General features: G+C 70.9%; 15 protein-coding genes and 1 pseudogene. 8 read left to right on the forward strand and 8 right to left on the reverse strand.

Annotated elements, in window-relative coordinates:
* Positions 1 to 32 precede the first annotated feature (32 nt).
* The 3 genes from ABZT03_RS27790 to ABZT03_RS27800 all read right to left on the reverse strand — a co-directional run bounded on the left by ABZT03_RS27790 (position 33) and on the right by ABZT03_RS27800 (position 2,855).
* Positions 33 to 1,484 (reverse strand): penicillin-binding transpeptidase domain-containing protein, encoded by a 1,452-nt coding sequence (locus ABZT03_RS27790; protein ID WP_356044070.1) that lies wholly within the window; start codon positions 1,482 to 1,484, stop codon positions 33 to 35.
* Positions 1,485 to 1,610: 126 nt separating this feature from the next.
* Entirely contained in the window at positions 1,611 to 2,078 is a 468-nt protein-coding gene (locus ABZT03_RS27795; protein WP_356044073.1) for a GNAT family N-acetyltransferase, read from the reverse strand.
* Positions 2,079 to 2,081: 3 nt separating this feature from the next.
* Positions 2,082 to 2,855, reverse strand: a complete 774-nt coding sequence (locus tag ABZT03_RS27800) for an IclR family transcriptional regulator (protein WP_356044076.1) — start codon at positions 2,853 to 2,855, stop codon at positions 2,082 to 2,084.
* A gap of 151 nt (positions 2,856 to 3,006) precedes the next feature.
* On the opposite strand from ABZT03_RS27800, the gene ABZT03_RS27805 reads away from it, so the two are divergent.
* The 5 genes from ABZT03_RS27805 (at position 3,007) to ABZT03_RS27825 (ending at position 7,795) form a co-directional block, all read left to right on the forward strand.
* Positions 3,007 to 4,536: an aldehyde dehydrogenase (NADP(+)) gene (locus ABZT03_RS27805; RefSeq protein ID WP_356044077.1), complete on the forward strand. Its 1,530-nt coding sequence runs from the start codon at positions 3,007 to 3,009 to the stop codon at positions 4,534 to 4,536.
* A gap of 117 nt (positions 4,537 to 4,653) precedes the next feature.
* Positions 4,654 to 5,262, forward strand: coding sequence for a DUF1349 domain-containing protein (locus tag ABZT03_RS27810; RefSeq protein ID WP_356044080.1), 609 nt, complete (start codon positions 4,654 to 4,656; stop codon positions 5,260 to 5,262).
* 49 nt (positions 5,263 to 5,311) lie between these two features.
* Positions 5,312 to 5,821, forward strand: coding sequence for a GNAT family N-acetyltransferase (locus ABZT03_RS27815; RefSeq protein ID WP_356044082.1), 510 nt, complete (start codon positions 5,312 to 5,314; stop codon positions 5,819 to 5,821).
* Positions 5,822 to 5,894: 73 nt separating this feature from the next.
* The gene (locus tag ABZT03_RS27820; protein WP_356044085.1) at positions 5,895 to 6,617 is read left to right on the forward strand and encodes a DsbA family oxidoreductase; all 723 of its coding nucleotides are present in this window, start codon (positions 5,895 to 5,897) and stop codon (positions 6,615 to 6,617) included.
* 119 nt (positions 6,618 to 6,736) lie between these two features.
* Entirely contained in the window at positions 6,737 to 7,795 is a 1,059-nt protein-coding gene (locus ABZT03_RS27825) for an aminotransferase class V-fold PLP-dependent enzyme (protein ID WP_356044086.1), read from the forward strand.
* Here ABZT03_RS27825 and thpD read toward each other — a convergent pair.
* The 5 genes from thpD to ABZT03_RS27850 form a co-directional block, all read right to left on the reverse strand.
* Positions 7,779 to 8,672, reverse strand: a complete 894-nt coding sequence (thpD, locus tag ABZT03_RS27830) for an ectoine hydroxylase (protein ID WP_356044088.1) — start codon at positions 8,670 to 8,672, stop codon at positions 7,779 to 7,781. The genes ABZT03_RS27825 and thpD overlap by 17 nt on opposite strands.
* 7 nt (positions 8,673 to 8,679) lie before the next feature.
* Positions 8,680 to 9,084: an ectoine synthase gene (locus ABZT03_RS27835; protein WP_356044090.1), complete on the reverse strand. Its 405-nt coding sequence runs from the start codon at positions 9,082 to 9,084 to the stop codon at positions 8,680 to 8,682.
* Between the two features lie 92 nt (positions 9,085 to 9,176).
* A complete protein-coding gene (gene ectB, locus ABZT03_RS27840; RefSeq protein WP_356044091.1) occupies positions 9,177 to 10,448 on the reverse strand; it encodes a diaminobutyrate--2-oxoglutarate transaminase in 1,272 nt (423 codons plus the stop codon).
* A 45-nt stretch (positions 10,449 to 10,493) separates the two neighbouring features.
* On the reverse strand, positions 10,494 to 11,012 hold the full coding sequence (gene ectA / locus ABZT03_RS27845; RefSeq protein WP_356044093.1) for a diaminobutyrate acetyltransferase: 519 nt from the start codon (positions 11,010 to 11,012) through the stop codon (positions 10,494 to 10,496).
* Positions 11,013 to 11,379: 367 nt separating this feature from the next.
* Positions 11,380 to 12,489: an aminotransferase class V-fold PLP-dependent enzyme gene (locus tag ABZT03_RS27850; protein ID WP_356044095.1), complete on the reverse strand. Its 1,110-nt coding sequence runs from the start codon at positions 12,487 to 12,489 to the stop codon at positions 11,380 to 11,382.
* Between the two features lie 178 nt (positions 12,490 to 12,667).
* Between ABZT03_RS27850 and ABZT03_RS27855 the strand changes: the two genes are divergently transcribed.
* From ABZT03_RS27855 to ABZT03_RS27865, 3 genes and pseudogenes are all read left to right on the forward strand, one after another.
* Entirely contained in the window at positions 12,668 to 13,531 is an 864-nt protein-coding gene (locus ABZT03_RS27855) for a transporter substrate-binding domain-containing protein (RefSeq protein WP_356044097.1), read from the forward strand.
* A pseudogene (locus ABZT03_RS27860) lies at positions 13,528 to 14,368 on the forward strand (amino acid ABC transporter permease). The gene ABZT03_RS27855 and the pseudogene ABZT03_RS27860 overlap by 4 nt, the downstream one beginning before the upstream one ends.
* Positions 14,365 to 15,162 (forward strand): amino acid ABC transporter ATP-binding protein, encoded by a 798-nt coding sequence (locus ABZT03_RS27865; protein WP_356044099.1) that lies wholly within the window; start codon positions 14,365 to 14,367, stop codon positions 15,160 to 15,162. Before ABZT03_RS27860 ends, ABZT03_RS27865 begins: the two are co-directional and overlap by 4 nt.
* The last annotated feature ends 29 nt before the right edge of the window (positions 15,163 to 15,191 follow it).

Below are 15,191 nucleotides of genomic sequence, written 5' to 3' on the forward strand. Positions count from 1 at the left end.
CGTCCGGCCGCACGGCGCGGCCTCGGCCGGCCTCAGCCGGTGAGCGCCGCCTGCATCATCGCCTTCGCCACCGGCGCCGCCAGCCCGTTGCCGCTGACCTCCGAGCGGGCCGCGTCCGACTGCTCCACCACGACCGCGACGGCGACCTCCTTGGCGTCCTTCTTCCCGTAGGACGTGAACCAGGCGTACGGCGCCTTGCTGTTGTTCTCGCCGTTCTGCGCCGTGCCGGTCTTGCCGCCCACGGTGACACCGTCGATCAGTGCGTTGGTGCCCGTGCCCTTCTCGACGACCGTCTGCATCGCCGACTGCAACTGCTCGGCGGTCGAGGAACTGACGATCTCCTTGGTGTCCGCGCTGTCGTCGTAGTTCTTCACCACGTCTCCGCCGCTGTCGGTGGTCTGCGAGACCATGTGCGGCGACACCAGCTTGCCGCCGTTGGCAATGGCGGCGGACACCATGGCCATCTGCAGCGGGGTCGCGGTGACGTCGAACTGGCCGATCCCGGTCAGGGCCGTCGACGACTTGTCCATGTCCGACGGGTACACGCTCGGGTACGCCCGCACGGGCACGTCCTGCGCGTCGTCGTTGAAGCCGAACTTCTCCGCCGTCGCGCGAAGTCTGTCCTGGCCGAGGTCGACGGCCATCTTCGCGAAGACGTTGTTGCAGGAGTACCGCAGCGCGGTGCGGATCGAGGCGTTCTCGCAGGGCGCGGAGGTGTTCTCGTTGCGCAGCACGGTCGTCGTGCCCGGCAGCGTGTACGGGTCCGGGCTGTGCGTCGCCGTGTCCACCGACGCGTACAGGTCGTCCTCCAGCGCGGCCGCGGCCACCACCAGCTTGAACGTGGAACCCGGTGCGAGCGGCTGCCGCAGCGCACGGTTGGTCAGCGGTTTGTCCGCGTCCTCGGTGAGCTTCGACCAGGCCGAACCGGCGGTGTTGGCGTCGGTCAGCGAGGACGGGTCGTAGGACGGCGTCGACACGACCGCGAGGATCCGGCCCGTCTTCGGGTCGATGGCGACCGCCGCGCCCTTCTTGTCACCGAGCGCGTCGTACGCGGCCTTCTGCACGTCCGGGTCGATCGTCGTGATCACGTCGCCCGGGGACGCGCGCTCACCGGTCACCGTGTCCATGGCGGTCTTCAGCTGGGTGTCGGTGCCGTCGAGGAGCTTCTGGTAGATGCCCTCCAGCTGCGTCGGCGCGTAGCTCTGCGAGGCGTAGCCGGTGACCGCGGCGTACAGCTTGCCGTCCGTGTAGGTGCGTCTGTAGGCGAGGTCGCCGCTCTTCGTCCGCGCGGAACCGGTGATCGCCTTGCCGGCCACGATGATGTTCCCGAGCGGGTCCGCGTACGTCTCGATCGCGTTGCGCCGGTTGTCCTTGTCGTCCGCGAGCGCCTGGCCGTCGTAGAACTGCACCCAGGTGGCTCTGATCAGCAGAGCGAACACCAGGAGCAGTGTGAAGACGGCGGCGCGCCTGATCGTCTTGTTCATCGCGTCTGAAAGACGACCGGCGCGCGGCGGATCGTTCCCGTGCGTCCGGTTTTCTCATCGGTTGTTCATGCTCACGCCCCGGACGCGGCGGGAGCGGGTCCACACCTTCCGGGGCAAGCCCGGCGGTCAGCGCTCCAGCGTCAGCACGAGCTCGTCGATCTCCTGGCCCCGCGCGTTCGCGAACCCCCTGGCCTGCGCGGACACCTGGAAGCCGCACTTCTCCAGGACCCGGCGAGAGCCCTCGTTGTCGGCGGCGGTGCGGGCGTACAGCGGGCGCTCCGCCACCTCGGTGAGCAGCGCGTGCAGCGCGGCGGTGGCCACCCCGCGCCCCCAGTACGCCCGGTCGACCCAGTAGGTGACCTCGCGCTCGCCGGGCGCCCCGTACACGGCGGCGCTGCCCACCACGTCACCGGCGGCCAGGATGGTCCGTGCCACCTCGTTCGACCGGATGCGTTTCCAGAGGGCGTCGAAGGCGTCCCGGTCGGCCGGGTCCTCGGACGTGAAGGCCGCCATCCGCAGCGCCTCCGGATCGTTCATCTGCCGGTAGAAGACCGGCAGATCGCTGTCGTGGACCTCGCGCAGTACGACCTGCATTCCTCAGAGCCTCCGGGTGGCGAGCGTCAGGCGGTCACGGGCGTCGAACAGCGCGTCCTTCACCATCTGTTCGTGGGCGGGCGTCAGCCGCGCCACCGGGACCGAACAGCTGATGGCGTCACGCGCCGGGGTGCGGTAGGGGATGGCCACGCCGAAGCAGCGCAGTCCCAGGGTGTTCTCCTCGCGGTCGACGGCGAACCCCTGCTCCCGCACCTGGTGCAGCTCCTCGATGAGCTTCTCCCGGTCGGTGATCGTGTGCTCGGTGAGCGCGGGCAGCGTCTGTGGGAGCATCTTGCGGACCTGCTCGTCGGTGCAGGTGCTCAGCAGCGCCTTGCCCAGCGAGGTCGAGTGCGCGGGCAGCCGGCGGCCGACCCGCGTGAAGGGGCGCAGGTAGTGCTGGGACTGGCGGGTGGCCAGATACACCACGTTCGTGCCGTCCAGCCGCGCGAGGTGGATGGTCTCCGTGGTGTCGTCCGACAGCCGGTCCAGCGTCGGCCGGGCCGCCGCGACCACCTCGTCCCCGTCGATGTAGGAGGTGCCGACCAGCAGTGCCCGTACGCCGATGCCGTACCGCGTGCCGGTCGCGTCCGTCTCCACCCAGCCCAGCTCCACCAGGGTGCGCAGCAGCATGTACAGGCTGGACTTGGGATACCCGACGGCCTCCTGGACCGCCGCGAGGGAGTGCATTCCGGGGCGGCCGGCGAAGTACTCCAGCAGTTCAACCGTCCGCACCGCGGACTTGACCTGCGCCCCGCCCCCCGTCTCGCCAGCCGACATCGCCCTTGACCCCTTCGTTCGACGGGAAATAGTCTCCGAAGCGTAGTTCAGCATCAGAGACAGCGTTCAGTATATCGAACGACCCTGGTGGATGACCCAGTACTGCGGCAATACAGCGGCAAACAGGCAAACAAGTGTGGAGGGACCCCCGGTGGCAGCAGCACCAGTCTGGAGTGTCGACCCCCGAACCGGGAAGCAGCGGGAACAGGTCGCGGTCGAAGCCACGGCCGAGGAGGTGGACACCACCGTCCGCGCCGCCCACGAGGCACGCGGCGCACTCGTCGACCGCACGGTCCGCTCGGCCTTCCTGCGCACCGCCGCCGACCTGCTCGAAGGCGCCAGGGACCACCTCGTGGAGGCGGCCGACGCCGAGACCGCGCTCGGCCCCGTCCGGCTGACCGGCGAGCTCGCCCGTACCTGCTTCCAGCTGCGGGCCTTCGCGGACATCGTCGACGAGGGCGCCTTCCTCGACGTCGTCATCAACCACCCCGACGACACCGCGACCCCGCCGATCCCCGACCTGCGCCGCTACAAGGTGCCCCTGGGCGTCGTCGCCGTCTATTCGGCCTCCAACTTCCCCTTCGCCTTCTCGGTCGCCGGCGGCGACACCGCGAGCGCGCTCGGCGCCGGCAATCCCGTCGTCGTCAAGGCCCACCCCGACCACCCCGGACTGTCCGAGCTGGTCGCCTCCGTGCTGCGCCGGGCCGCCGTCGAACACGGCATCCCCGAGGGCGTCGTCGGTCTGGTGCACGGTTTCGAGGCGGGCCTCGAACTCGTCCGGCACCCGCTGGTCTCCGCCGCCGGCTTCACCGGCTCCATCCGCGGCGGCCGGGCCCTGTTCGACGCCGCGGCCGCGCGGCCGGTGCCGATCCCGTTCCACGGCGAACTGGGGTCGCTGAACCCCGTCGTGGTCACCGAGGCGGCGGCCGCCGAGCGGGCCGAGGCGATCGGCGCGGGTCTGGCCGGGTCCATGACGCTGGGGGTCGGGCAGTTCTGCGTGAAGCCCGGCCTCGTGCTGGCGCCGGCGGGCGCGGCGGGCGACCGGCTGGTCAAGTCCCTCACGGACGCCGTCAGCGACACCGACTCCGGGGTCCTGCTCGACCACCGCATGCGGGACAACTTCATCGCCGGTGTCGCCGAGCGGGCCGAACTGCCCGAGGTGGAGACCCCGGTGACCCCGGGCGCCGGCGGCGAGCACACCGTGAGCCCCGGCTTCCTCACCGTCGCGGCGCAGAAGCTGACCAGCGCCGGGTCCTACGACCTGCTCCTGGAGGAGTGCTTCGGGCCGGTCACCGTGGTGGCGCGCTACGAGGACGACGCGGAGGTCCGCGAGGTGCTCTCGCGGCTGCCGGGCAACCTCACCGCGACCGTCCAGCTGTCCGAGGAGGAGGCGGCGGGCCAGGGCCGGGGCGCGGAGATCCTCGCGGAACTCACCCCGCTGGCGGGCCGGGTCCTGGTCAACGGCTGGCCGACCGGGGTCGCGGTGGCGGCAGCCCAGCACCACGGCGGACCGTACCCGGCGACGACCTCCACCTCGACGTCCGTCGGCGGCACGGCCATCGAGCGGTGGCTGCGGCCGGTGGCGTACCAGAACGCGCCCGAGGCGCTGCTGCCCCCCGAGCTGCGCGACGACAACCCGCTGGGGCTGCCGCGGCGGTTCGACGGGCGCCTGGAGCGGTAGCGCTCCGCCGGGTGCCGTAGGAGTGCCACAGGGGTGCGGGTGCCGGTCCGTCGGGGCTTGCCGCGCGCGGTTCCCCGCGCCCCTGGGTGGGTGAACTCGACCTGAGAGACTGCGTGGATGGACGTCGAACTTCCCGAACTGCCCTTTCCGCTCCGTACGTACGGGCCCGGCGGCAACTGGTCGCACGAGGACGGTGTGCTCACCGGGTGGGCCGGTCCGCGGCAGGACCGGTTCGTGCCGCCCACCGGCGAGGGGCTCGACCCCGCCGCCGACGCGCCGCGGCTGCTCGGTGCCCCCGAGGGCGACTTCCAGCTGATCGCCCGGGTCACGGTCGGGTTCGCCGCGGCCTTCGACGCCGGGGTGCTCTACGTCCACGTCGGCGAACGGGCCTGGGCCAAGCTGTGCCTGGAGTACTCCCCGGAGGTGCCCACCGTCTGCACGGTGGTCACCCGCGGACACTCCGACGACGCCAACTCCTTCACCGTGGACGGCAGTTCCGTCTGGCTCCGGATCAGCCGCACCGGCCGGGCCTTCGCCTTCCACGCCTCCCGCGACGGGGAACAGTGGATCTTCGTCCGCCTGTTCACGCTGGGCAGTGAGCAGGAGACCGGCGACGCCCTGGTCGGCTTCATGACCCAGTCGCCGATGGGGAGCGGGTGTGTGGTGACCTACGACCACATCGAGTTCCGGCCGGACTGGCCCAAGGACCTGCGCGACGGCAGCTGACGGGCCGGCCCCGGGAACCGCGGCCGGTCCCGCTCACGTCCTCGGCTGCGTGATCAGAGCGCATCGGACCGTCGACTCCCTGGTGATCAGAACCGCCCTGCCGGTGGAGGCGGCGACGGTCGCCGAGCTGCACCGGCGGGCCCGGTCGACGTACTACCCCGACGGCCTGCCCGACGACGGCACCGACTGGCCCGCCCGCTGGCGCGAGGCGGTCGAACGCCCCGACGGCCAGGTGCTGTGCGCGGTGCGCGATGCCCGCCTGGTGGGCATCGCCTCGTTCCGGCGCCCGGCCGACGCCCCCGCCGACACGGTCAGGCTGTTCCAGTTCCACGTCGATCCCGGCCACTGGCGCACCGGAGTGGGGACGGCCCTGCACGCGGCCTGCGTCGAGCAGTGGACGGCGGACGGCACACGGTGTGCCGTGCTCGACGTCCACGTGGAGAACGGGCGGGCACGGTCCTTCTACGCCCGGCACGGCTGGCTCCCCGACCCCGCGCACCCGCTCACTGCCGACGACCACCACCTGTCCCTGCGCCGCACCGTCGGCGGCCGGGAATGAACCCGTTCCCTTGAACGTTCACGCATCTGGCGGAGGGAGCCTCCGTACCCGGACGACCTGGAGAGCCGAACACATGCGCGTCGAGATCTGGAGCGACATTGCCTGCCCCTGGTGCTACGTGGGCAAGGCCCGCTTCGAGAAGGCGCTGGAGGCCTTCCCGCACCGCGACGGCGTCGAGGTGGTGCACCGCTCCTTCGAGCTGGACCCCGGCCGCGACAGGAGCGACGTCCAGCCGGTGATCACCATGCTCACCCGCAAGTACGGCATGAGCGAGGCGCAGGCCAGGGCCGGCGAGGAGAACCTCGGGGCGCAGGCCGCCGCCGAGGGCCTGGACTACCGCACCAGCGGCCGCGACCACGGCAACACGTTCGACATGCACCGCCTGCTGCACTTCGCCAAGGAGCAGGGCCGTCAGGACGAGCTGATCCAGATCCTCTACCGGGCGAACTTCGCCGAGGAACGCTCCGTCTTCTCCGAGGGCGCCGAGCGCCTCACGGACCTGGCCGTCGAGGCCGGTCTCGACGCGGAGGCCGTGCGCGCGGTGCTCGCCGATCCGGACGCCTACGCCGAGGAGGTCCGCACCGACGAGCGCGAGGCCGCCGAACTCGGGGCGAGCGGCGTGCCGTTCTTCGTCCTGGACCGCAAGTTCGGCGTCTCCGGCGCCCAGCCCGCGGAGGTCTTCACCCAGGCGCTCACCCAGGCGTGGGGCGACCGCCCGCAACTGAAGCTGCTCGCGGACGACGCCGCGGCCGCCGAGGCGTGCGGCCCCGACGGCTGCGCCGTACCCCAGAACTAGAGCCATACGGGCCCTCTGGGGGATCACCGCAGGTCGGCGGCCATCCATAAGCGATCCTTGGCGATACCGTCCAGAACTCCGCAATGGACGAGGGGTCCGGTCGGCGCGACAGTGGTCGTATGGAGACCTTCGAGACCCTCGTCCGTACCGAGTTCGCCGCGAAGAACACCTACCTGAACACCGCGAGCACCGGTCTGCTGCCGGCCCGTACCGTCGAGGCCATGCGGACCGCCGTGGAAGCGGTGGCCGCGGGGCGGCCGACGGACATGTTCGCCGACGTCGAGGCCGCTCGCGCCGCCTTCGGCCGGCTGACCGGGGTGCCCGCCCACCGTGTGGCGGCGGGCGCCTCGGTCGCCGTGTACAGCGGTCTGATCGCCGCCTCGCTGCCCGAGGGCGCCGAGGTCCTCACCGCCGAGGACGACTTCAGCTCCCTGGTCAACCCCTTCCACGTGCGCGGCGATCTCAAGGTGCGCGCCGTGCCCCTGGAGCGGGTCGCCGAGTCGGTACGGCCCGGTACGGCGCTCGTCGCGGTCAGCGCGGCCCAGTCCGCCGACGGCAGGATCGCCGACCTGCCCGCGATCGGCGCGGCCGCCCGGCGGCACGGGGCGCGTACCTGCGTGGACGCCTCACAGGCCGCGGGCTGGCTGGACCTCGACGCCGGCGCCTACGACTACGTCATGTCGGTCGGCTTCAAGTGGCTGCTGTGCCCCCGGGGCGTGACCTTCCTCGTCGTCCCCGAGGACCTGGGCGGGCTCACCCCGCTGTTCGCCGGCTGGGTCGCGGGGGAGCGCCCGTGGGACGCCTGCTACGGCCCCGTCGAGGAACTCGCCCACTCCGCGCGGCGGTTCGACGAGAGCCCCGCCCTGTTCTCGTACGCCGGCGCCCGCCACTCCCTCGCCCTGCTGGAGGAGATCGGCGTGGACGCCGTACGCGCGCACGACCTGGCCCTGGCCGACCGGTTCCGCACCGGCCTGCGGGGCCTCGGCCACGAACCGGTGGCCGCCCCCGGCTCGGCCGTCGTCTCCGTCCCCGGACTCGGCGGCCGGCAGGGCGAGTTGAGCCGGGCGGGCGTGGAGGTCTCCGACCGGGCGGGCAACCTCCGGGCGGCCTTCCACCTCTACAACACGCCCGCGGACGTGGACCGGCTGCTGGAGGCCCTGCTCACCGTACGGGGGTGAAGTCCCGCGCGCCGATGTACTCGGGGCGCCGCACGGGCGCCGCGAACGGCTCGACGGCCCGGTTGTCCACGCTGTTGAACACGATGAACACGTTGCTGCGCGGGAACGGCGTGATGTTGTCGCCGGAACCGTGCATGCAGTTGCAGTCGAACCAGGTCGCCGAACCGGCCCGCCCCGTGAAGAGCTTGATGCCGTGCTCGCCGGCCAGCGCGGTCAGCGCCTCGTCGGACGGCGTGCCCGCGTCCTGCATCTGCAGCGACTGCTTGTAGTTGTCCTTCGGGGTGGCTCCGGCGCAGCCGAGGAACGTGCGGTGCGACCCCGGCATGATCATGAGCCCGCCGTTGGTCGCGAGGTTCTCGGTCAGCGCGATCGAGACGGACACGGTCCGCATGCGGGGCAGGCCGTCCTCGGCGTGCCAGGTCTCGAAGTCCGAGTGCCAGTAGAAGCCGCCGGCCCCGAAACCGGGCTTGACATTGATCCGCGACTGGTGCACGTACACGTCCGAGCCGAGGATCTGCCGGGCCCGCCCGACGACCCGCTCGTCCCGCACGAGGGAGGCGAACACCTCGCTGATGCGGTGCACCTCGAAGACGGAACGGATCTCCTCGGACCGCGGCTCGACGATCGACCGCTCGTCGGCGCGGACCGCCGGGTCCGTGACGAGCCGCTCCAGCTCGCGCCGGTACACCGCGACCTCGTCGTCGGGCAGGAGCTGGTCGACGGTGAGGAAACCGTCCCGCTCGAACGCCTCGAGGTCACCGGCCGGGAACGGGCCCGGGGTGGCGGGGGAGCCCCACACGACCGGGTCCTGGCGGGGGACGGCCACCTCGGTGGCGCCGCGGCTGGGGTAGAGATCGGTGACGGTGGTGGTGGTCATGGTGACGTCACACCTCCTCGGGTTCGGTGAGCAGCGGGTAGACGCCGTTCGCGTCGTGGTCCTCGCGTCCGGTCACGGGCGGGTTGAACACACAGATGCAGCGGAAGTCCTCCTTGATCCGCATGGTGTGCCGCTCGTGCCCGTCGAGGAGGTACATGGTCCCCGGCGTGATGGCGTACTTCCGCCCGGTCTCGTCGTCGGTGAGCTCGGCCTCGCCCTCGACGCAGACGACGGCCTCGACGTGGTTGGCGTACCACATGGAGGTCTCCGTGCCGGCGTACAGGATCGTCTCGTGCACCGAGAAGCCGACCCGCTCCCGGGCGAGGACGATGCGTTTGCTCTCCCAGGTGCCGGACTCGGCCCTGACGTGGCGGTCGGTGCCTTCGATCTCCTTGAACGAACGAACGATCACGGTGGTGCGATGCCTCCTCGGACAGGTGGTGGGTGCGTCGGTGGTGCCCGGGGGCCGCCCGTCGGCGGACGGTCCCGGGCCGCCGCGGCGACTCAGACGGTCTCGCGCACGGCGCGGGCGAGGACGCTGAGGCCCTCGTCCAGCTCGGCCGGCGTGATGGTGAGCGCCGGGAGCAGCTTGACGACCTCGCTCTCCGGGCCCGAGGTCTCGATGAGCAGGCCGAGTTCGAAGGCGCGCTGCGCCACCCGCCCGGCGCGCGCCTTGTCGTGGAACTCCAGGCCCCACACGAGCCCGCGTCCCCGGTACTCCCGGACGTCGGCGAGGTTCTCCTCGGTGATGGAGATGAGGGCCTGCTCGACCTGCTCCCCGCGGGTCCGGGTCTGCTTCTCCATCGCGGCCCCGTCCGCCCAGTACGTCTCCAGCGCGGCGGTGGCCGTGACGAACGCGGGGTTGTTGCCGCGGAAGGTGCCGTTGTGCTCGCCCGGCTCCCAGACGTCCAGCTCCGGCTTGAACAGGCACAGCGACATGGGCAGCCCGTATCCGCTGATCGACTTCGACACGGTGACGATGTCGGGCACGATGCCGGCCTCCTCGAAGGAGAAGAACGCCCCGGTGCGCCCGCAGCCCATCTGGATGTCGTCGACGATCAGCAGCATGTCCTGGCGCTCGCACAGTCCGGCGAGGGCGCGCAGCCACTCCGGGCGGGCGGCGTTGATGCCGCCCTCGCCCTGCACGGTCTCCACGATCACGGCGGCGGGCTTGTTGAGGCCGGAGCCCTGGTCCTCCAGCAGGCGCTCGAACCAGAGGAAGTCCGGGACCTGCCCCTCGAAGTAGTTGTCGAAGGGCATCGGGGTGCCGTGCACGAGCGGGATGCCGGCGCCGGCCCGCTTGAACGCGTTGCCGGTCACCGCGAGGGAGCCCAGCGACATGCCGTGGAAGGCGTTGGTGAACGACACGATCGCCTCGCGCCCCTTCACCTTCCGCGCCAGCTTCAGCGCCGCCTCCACGGCGTTGGTACCGGTGGGGCCGGGGAACATGACCTTGTACGGCAGGTCGCGCGGACGCAGCACCAGGTCCTGGAAGGACTCCAGGAACGCGCGCTTGGCGGTGGTCGACATGTCGAGCCCGTGCGTGACGCCGTCCCGCTCCAGGTAGTCGATCAACGCCCGTTTCAGTACGGGGTTGTTGTGGCCGTAGTTGAGCGAACCGGCCCCCGCGAAGAAGTCCAGGTACGCGTGGCCGTCCTCGTCGTACATGCGGCTGCCCTGCGCGCGGTCGAAGACGGTGGGCCAGCCGCGGCAGTAGCTGCGCACCTCGGACTCCAGGGTCTCGAAGACGCTCAGGTCGGGCTGGGTGATGGTCACGACGAATTGCTCCTCGTTGCGTGGGGGTTGGGCAGAGGGAGGGGGTCAGGCAGAGGGAGTGAGGGGAAGGGGCCCGATGCGGTGCAGCACCTCGGGGTCGTGCGGCCCGTCGGGGAAGGCGTCCGCGCCGAACAGCACCTCCCGCTCGACCTGGGCGCCGTGGCGTTCGGCGAACGAGGCGAACAGGCGCTCGGAGGCGGTGTTGCCGGGCGCGATCGTGGTCTCGAGGGTGGTGATCCCGGACTCGACGACGGCGCGGGCGGCCAGCCCGTCGAGCAGCGCGGCGGCGAGTCCGCGACCGCGGTGGGCCGGGTCCACCGCGACCTGCCACACGAGCAGGGTCCACGGGCGCTCAGGCCGTACGTACCCGGTGACGAAGCCGACCGGCTCGCCGTGCTCGTCGCGGGCCACGGCCGAGGTGGCGGCGAAGTCACGGCACCACAGCAGATAGCTGTACGACGAGTTCAGGTCGAGGGTCTTCGAATCCCTTGCTATCCGCCACAGTGCGGCTCCGTCGGCCACCGTCGGGCGGTCGATGTGCAGGTTTGCTTGCGTGGCAGTCATGCGGATTGAATTTACCTACGGGAATAGAAAAATGCATGGCCGGATGGGGTTACCCTCCGGCCATGCATGTGTTATCACGTGAGCGCGTGCGGAGTGATGTGGCGTTTCGTCCCGCCCATAAGGTGCAATTCGGGCGACCTGTGCAACGTGTCACAGCCGGGCCGTCTTCATGGGATCCGACCGAATCACCACTGTTTTCGTTCGCAGAATCTTTGCGTTTAGGGCGGAGAGCAGTGGGCAGGAGAACCCGGGAAGCCGATTCGAAATCCGTTCCGGAATTACGCCGGAATTGACCCAGCGTTGTCCGGTAATTTCTTTCCCGGCTTTCATGTCCGCGCAGGGAGATCGAAGCGGGTACTTTCGCCCGTCAGCGCCGGGCGGCCGCGACCGCGGCTGCGGCCCGCAGCGCCGCGTCCACGTCCACGGCCGGTCCCTCCTCGGCGAGCGCGGCACCGAGCGCCGCCAGACAGCGCCGTACCGCCTCCGGTGACGCGTCGGCGCCGTAGTGGTTGACCCGGATCATCTCGGAGGCCAGGGCGCCCCCGCCCGCGGCCAGCGGCAGACCCGGATCGGCCCGCAGGGCCCGCGCCACCAGCTCCGAGGCGTCCACGCCCGAGGGCGCCCGGAGGGTCGTGGCGACCGGCGCCGCCGCCGCGGCCCGGTGCACATAGGGCTCCAGCCCCCCGCCCAGCGCCCGAGCGCCCGCCCGGGCCGCCGCCGCGGCCGCCGCGTGCCGCTCCATCACCACGGGCAGGCCCGCCGCCTCGATCCGCTCCAGGCACGCCTCCAGCGCCAGCATCTCCAGCTGGGCCGGCGCGTGCGGCAGCACCGTGCGGCCGGCGTCGGTCCACCGCTCCTTCCAGTCCAGCAGCGAGAGGTACGACCGGCGCGGCGCACCCGGGTTCGCCGCCATCCGCGCCCACGCCCGCCCGCTCACCGACACCGCCGACACCCCGGCCGGGCCGCCCATCGCCTTCTGCGCCCCGATCACGCACAGGTCGACGCCCCAGGCGTCCGGCAGCACCGGCTCGGCCGCGACGGAGGCCACGGCGTCCAGGTAGAACAGCGCGCCGTGCCGCCGCACCACCTCGCCGATCTCCGCGACCGGATTGGTGTTGCCGGTCGCCGCCTCCGCGTGGACCAGCGACACGAAGTCGATCTCCGGGTGCCGGGTGAGGGCCTCCTGGATCTGCTCGGCGGTGACCGCCGTGTGGAAGGGCACCGCGAGGTCGATCACCCGGGCGCCGCAGTCCCGCAGCCAGTTGCCGAAGGTCTGCCCGTAGGGGCCGGTGACGACGTTCAGCGCCGTGGTGCCCGGCCCGGCCGTGGAGCGGATGGCGCCCTCCAGCGGGAGCAGCGCCTCGCCCTGGGTGATCACGACGTCCTGTCCGGTGCCCAGCAGCCGGGCCACGCGGTCCTCGATCGAGGCGAAGCGCGCGGCGCTCAGCGGGGGCAGGTCGAGGAGGGGGTGGGTCACTGCGGTGCTCTCTTCGCTCGCGGTTGTCGACTGCGGATGAGGGTAGCCGGAGGCTCTCGGGTGCCTTCTGACCGGCGACTTCCTAGGCCGGACGGCCTCGAAGCCAAGGGTTTGATTTGAGGGACTCAAACTTCTCCTTATAATCGGAACCCTCAGTTCCCACACAGGAGGCTCACCCGTGAAGACGCTCCCCGGGCGCCCGTCCCGCGTCCTGGCCGCCACCACCGCGACGGCCGCACTGGCGCTCGTGGCTGTCACCGCCTCCGGCTGCACCTCCAGCGGCGACGGCGGCAGCGGCTCGAAGACCGCCGCCGGCGGGGTCGAGCTCGTCAAGGCCGGCAAGCTCACCACCTGCACCCACCTGCCCTATCCGCCCTTCCAGTCGGAGATCGACGGCAAGTACCAGGGCTTCGACGTCTCCTTGATCGACCTGGTCGCCAAGGATCTGGGCGTGAAGCAGGACATCATCGACACACCGTTCGAGAACTTCAAGACCGGTGCCTTCCTCAACTCCGGCCAGTGCGACCTGGCCGCGGCCGGCATGACCATCACCGCGGAGCGCAAGAAGAACGTCGACTTCTCCGACCCGTACTTCGACGCCACCCAGGCCGTCCTGGTGGACAAGAAGAGCGGGATCACCTCCCTCGCCGACGCCAAGGCCAAGAACGCCAAGCTCGGCGCCCAGGCGCAGACCACCGGCGAGGAGTACGTCCAGAAGAAGGGCTTCGACCCGGTCTCCTTCGAGTCCTCCGACGCCGTCCTCAACGGACTGCGCGCCGGCCAGGTCAAGGCCGTCGTCATCGACTACCCGGTCGTCCAGGGCTGGCTGAAGAACAAGGCCAACGCCGACGCCTTCAAGGTCGTGGACAACCTCAACACCGGTGAGCAGTACGGCTTCACGGTGAAGAAGGGCAACACCAAGCTGCTCGCGGCCGTCAACAAGGCGATCTCCGACGCCAAGGCCGACGGCACGTACAAGAAGCTCTACGAGAAGTGGATCGGCCCCTACGACGCCTCCGCCGCCTCCCCCTCGGCCTCCTGACCCATGGCCGACACGGACACACGGATCCAGCCGAAGAAGCAGGGACTGAGCCGGCGGCAGAGGCGCAGCCTGTCGCGCGGCGCCCAGTACGTGGTCTTCGTCGCCGCCGTGATCGCCTTCGCGGTCTCGGCGGACTGGGGGCGGCTGAAGAACCAGTTCGCCCAGTGGAGCATCGCGAAGCAGATGTTCCCGGACGTCATCACCCTGGCGCTGAAGAACACCGTCCTCTACACCCTGTCCGGCTTCGTCGTCGGCCTGGCCCTCGGCATGGTCGTCGCGCTGATGCGGCTGTCGTCCGTGGGGCCCTACCGCTGGCTCGCCGGAATCTACATCGAGATCTTCCGGGGCCTGCCCGCCCTGCTGATCTTCATCTTCATCGGGGTGGCCGTGCCGCTGGCCTTCCCGGGCACCGAGATCGTCGGCGGCACCTACGGCAAGGTCGCCCTCGCGCTCGGACTGGTGGCGGCCGCCTACATGGCCGAGACGATCCGCGCGGGCATCCAGGCCGTGCCCAAGGGGCAGCTGGAGGCCGCCCGTTCCCTGGGCTTCACACCCGCGCGGGCGATGATCTCCATCATCGTCCCGCAGGCGTTCCGGATCATCCTCCCGCCGCTCACCAACGAACTCGTGCTGCTCTTCAAGGACTCCTCGCTGGTGCTGTTCCTCGGCGTCACCCTGGAGGAGCGCGAACTGTCCAAGTACGGCCGCGACCTGGCCAGTACGACCGCCAACTCCACGCCGATCCTGGTCGCGGGCCTGTGCTACCTGCTGGTCACGATCCCGCTCGGCTTCGTCGTGCGCCGCATGGAGGCCAAGGCCCAGGAGGCCACCAAGTGAGCGGTACCGCAGAGATCAACGTGCGCGGCCTGCACAAGTCGTTCGGCGACAACGAGGTGCTGCGCGGCATCGACCTGGAGATCGGCCAGGGCGAGGTCGTCTGCGTCATCGGCCCGTCCGGTTCAGGCAAGTCGACGCTGCTGCGCTGTGTGAACCTCCTGGAGCAACCCACGAAGGGCCAGGTCTTCGTCGGCGGCACCGAACTCACCGACCCGGACGTCGACATCGACGCCGTACGCCGCCGGATCGGCATGGTCTTCCAGCAGTTCAACCTCTTCCCGCACCTGTCGGTCACTGAGAACCTCACCCTGCCCCAGCGCCGGGTGCTGAGGCGCGGCAAGGCGGAGGCGGCGAAGGTGGCCGCCGAGAACCTGGAGCGGGTGGGCCTGTCGGAGAAGGCGGACGCCTACCCCGCCTCCCTCTCCGGCGGCCAGCAGCAGCGGGTCGCCATCGCCCGCGCGCTGGCGATGGGCCCCGAGGTGATGCTGTTCGACGAGCCGACCTCCGCGCTCGACCCCGAACTGGTCGGCGACGTCCTCGCGGTGATGCGCAGGCTCGCGCACGAGGGCATGACGATGATGGTCGTCACGCACGAGATGTCCTTCGCCCGTGAGGTCGCCGACCGGGTCGTGTTCATGGACGCCGGGGTGATCGTCGAGGACGGCGCGCCCGGCCAGGTGATCGGCGCCCCGCGGCACGAACGCACCCGCCACTTCCTCTCCCGCCTCCTCGACCCGGCGATGGCCGAGGTGGAGGAGGAGATCTCGGACCAGGTGGGCGGCGCCGGGACCTGACCTCACCACGGCGCCGGAACCTGGCCTCA

The organism is Streptomyces sp. NPDC005574 (genome assembly GCF_040605435.1).
Lineage (GTDB): Bacteria > Actinomycetota > Actinomycetes > Streptomycetales > Streptomycetaceae > Streptomyces.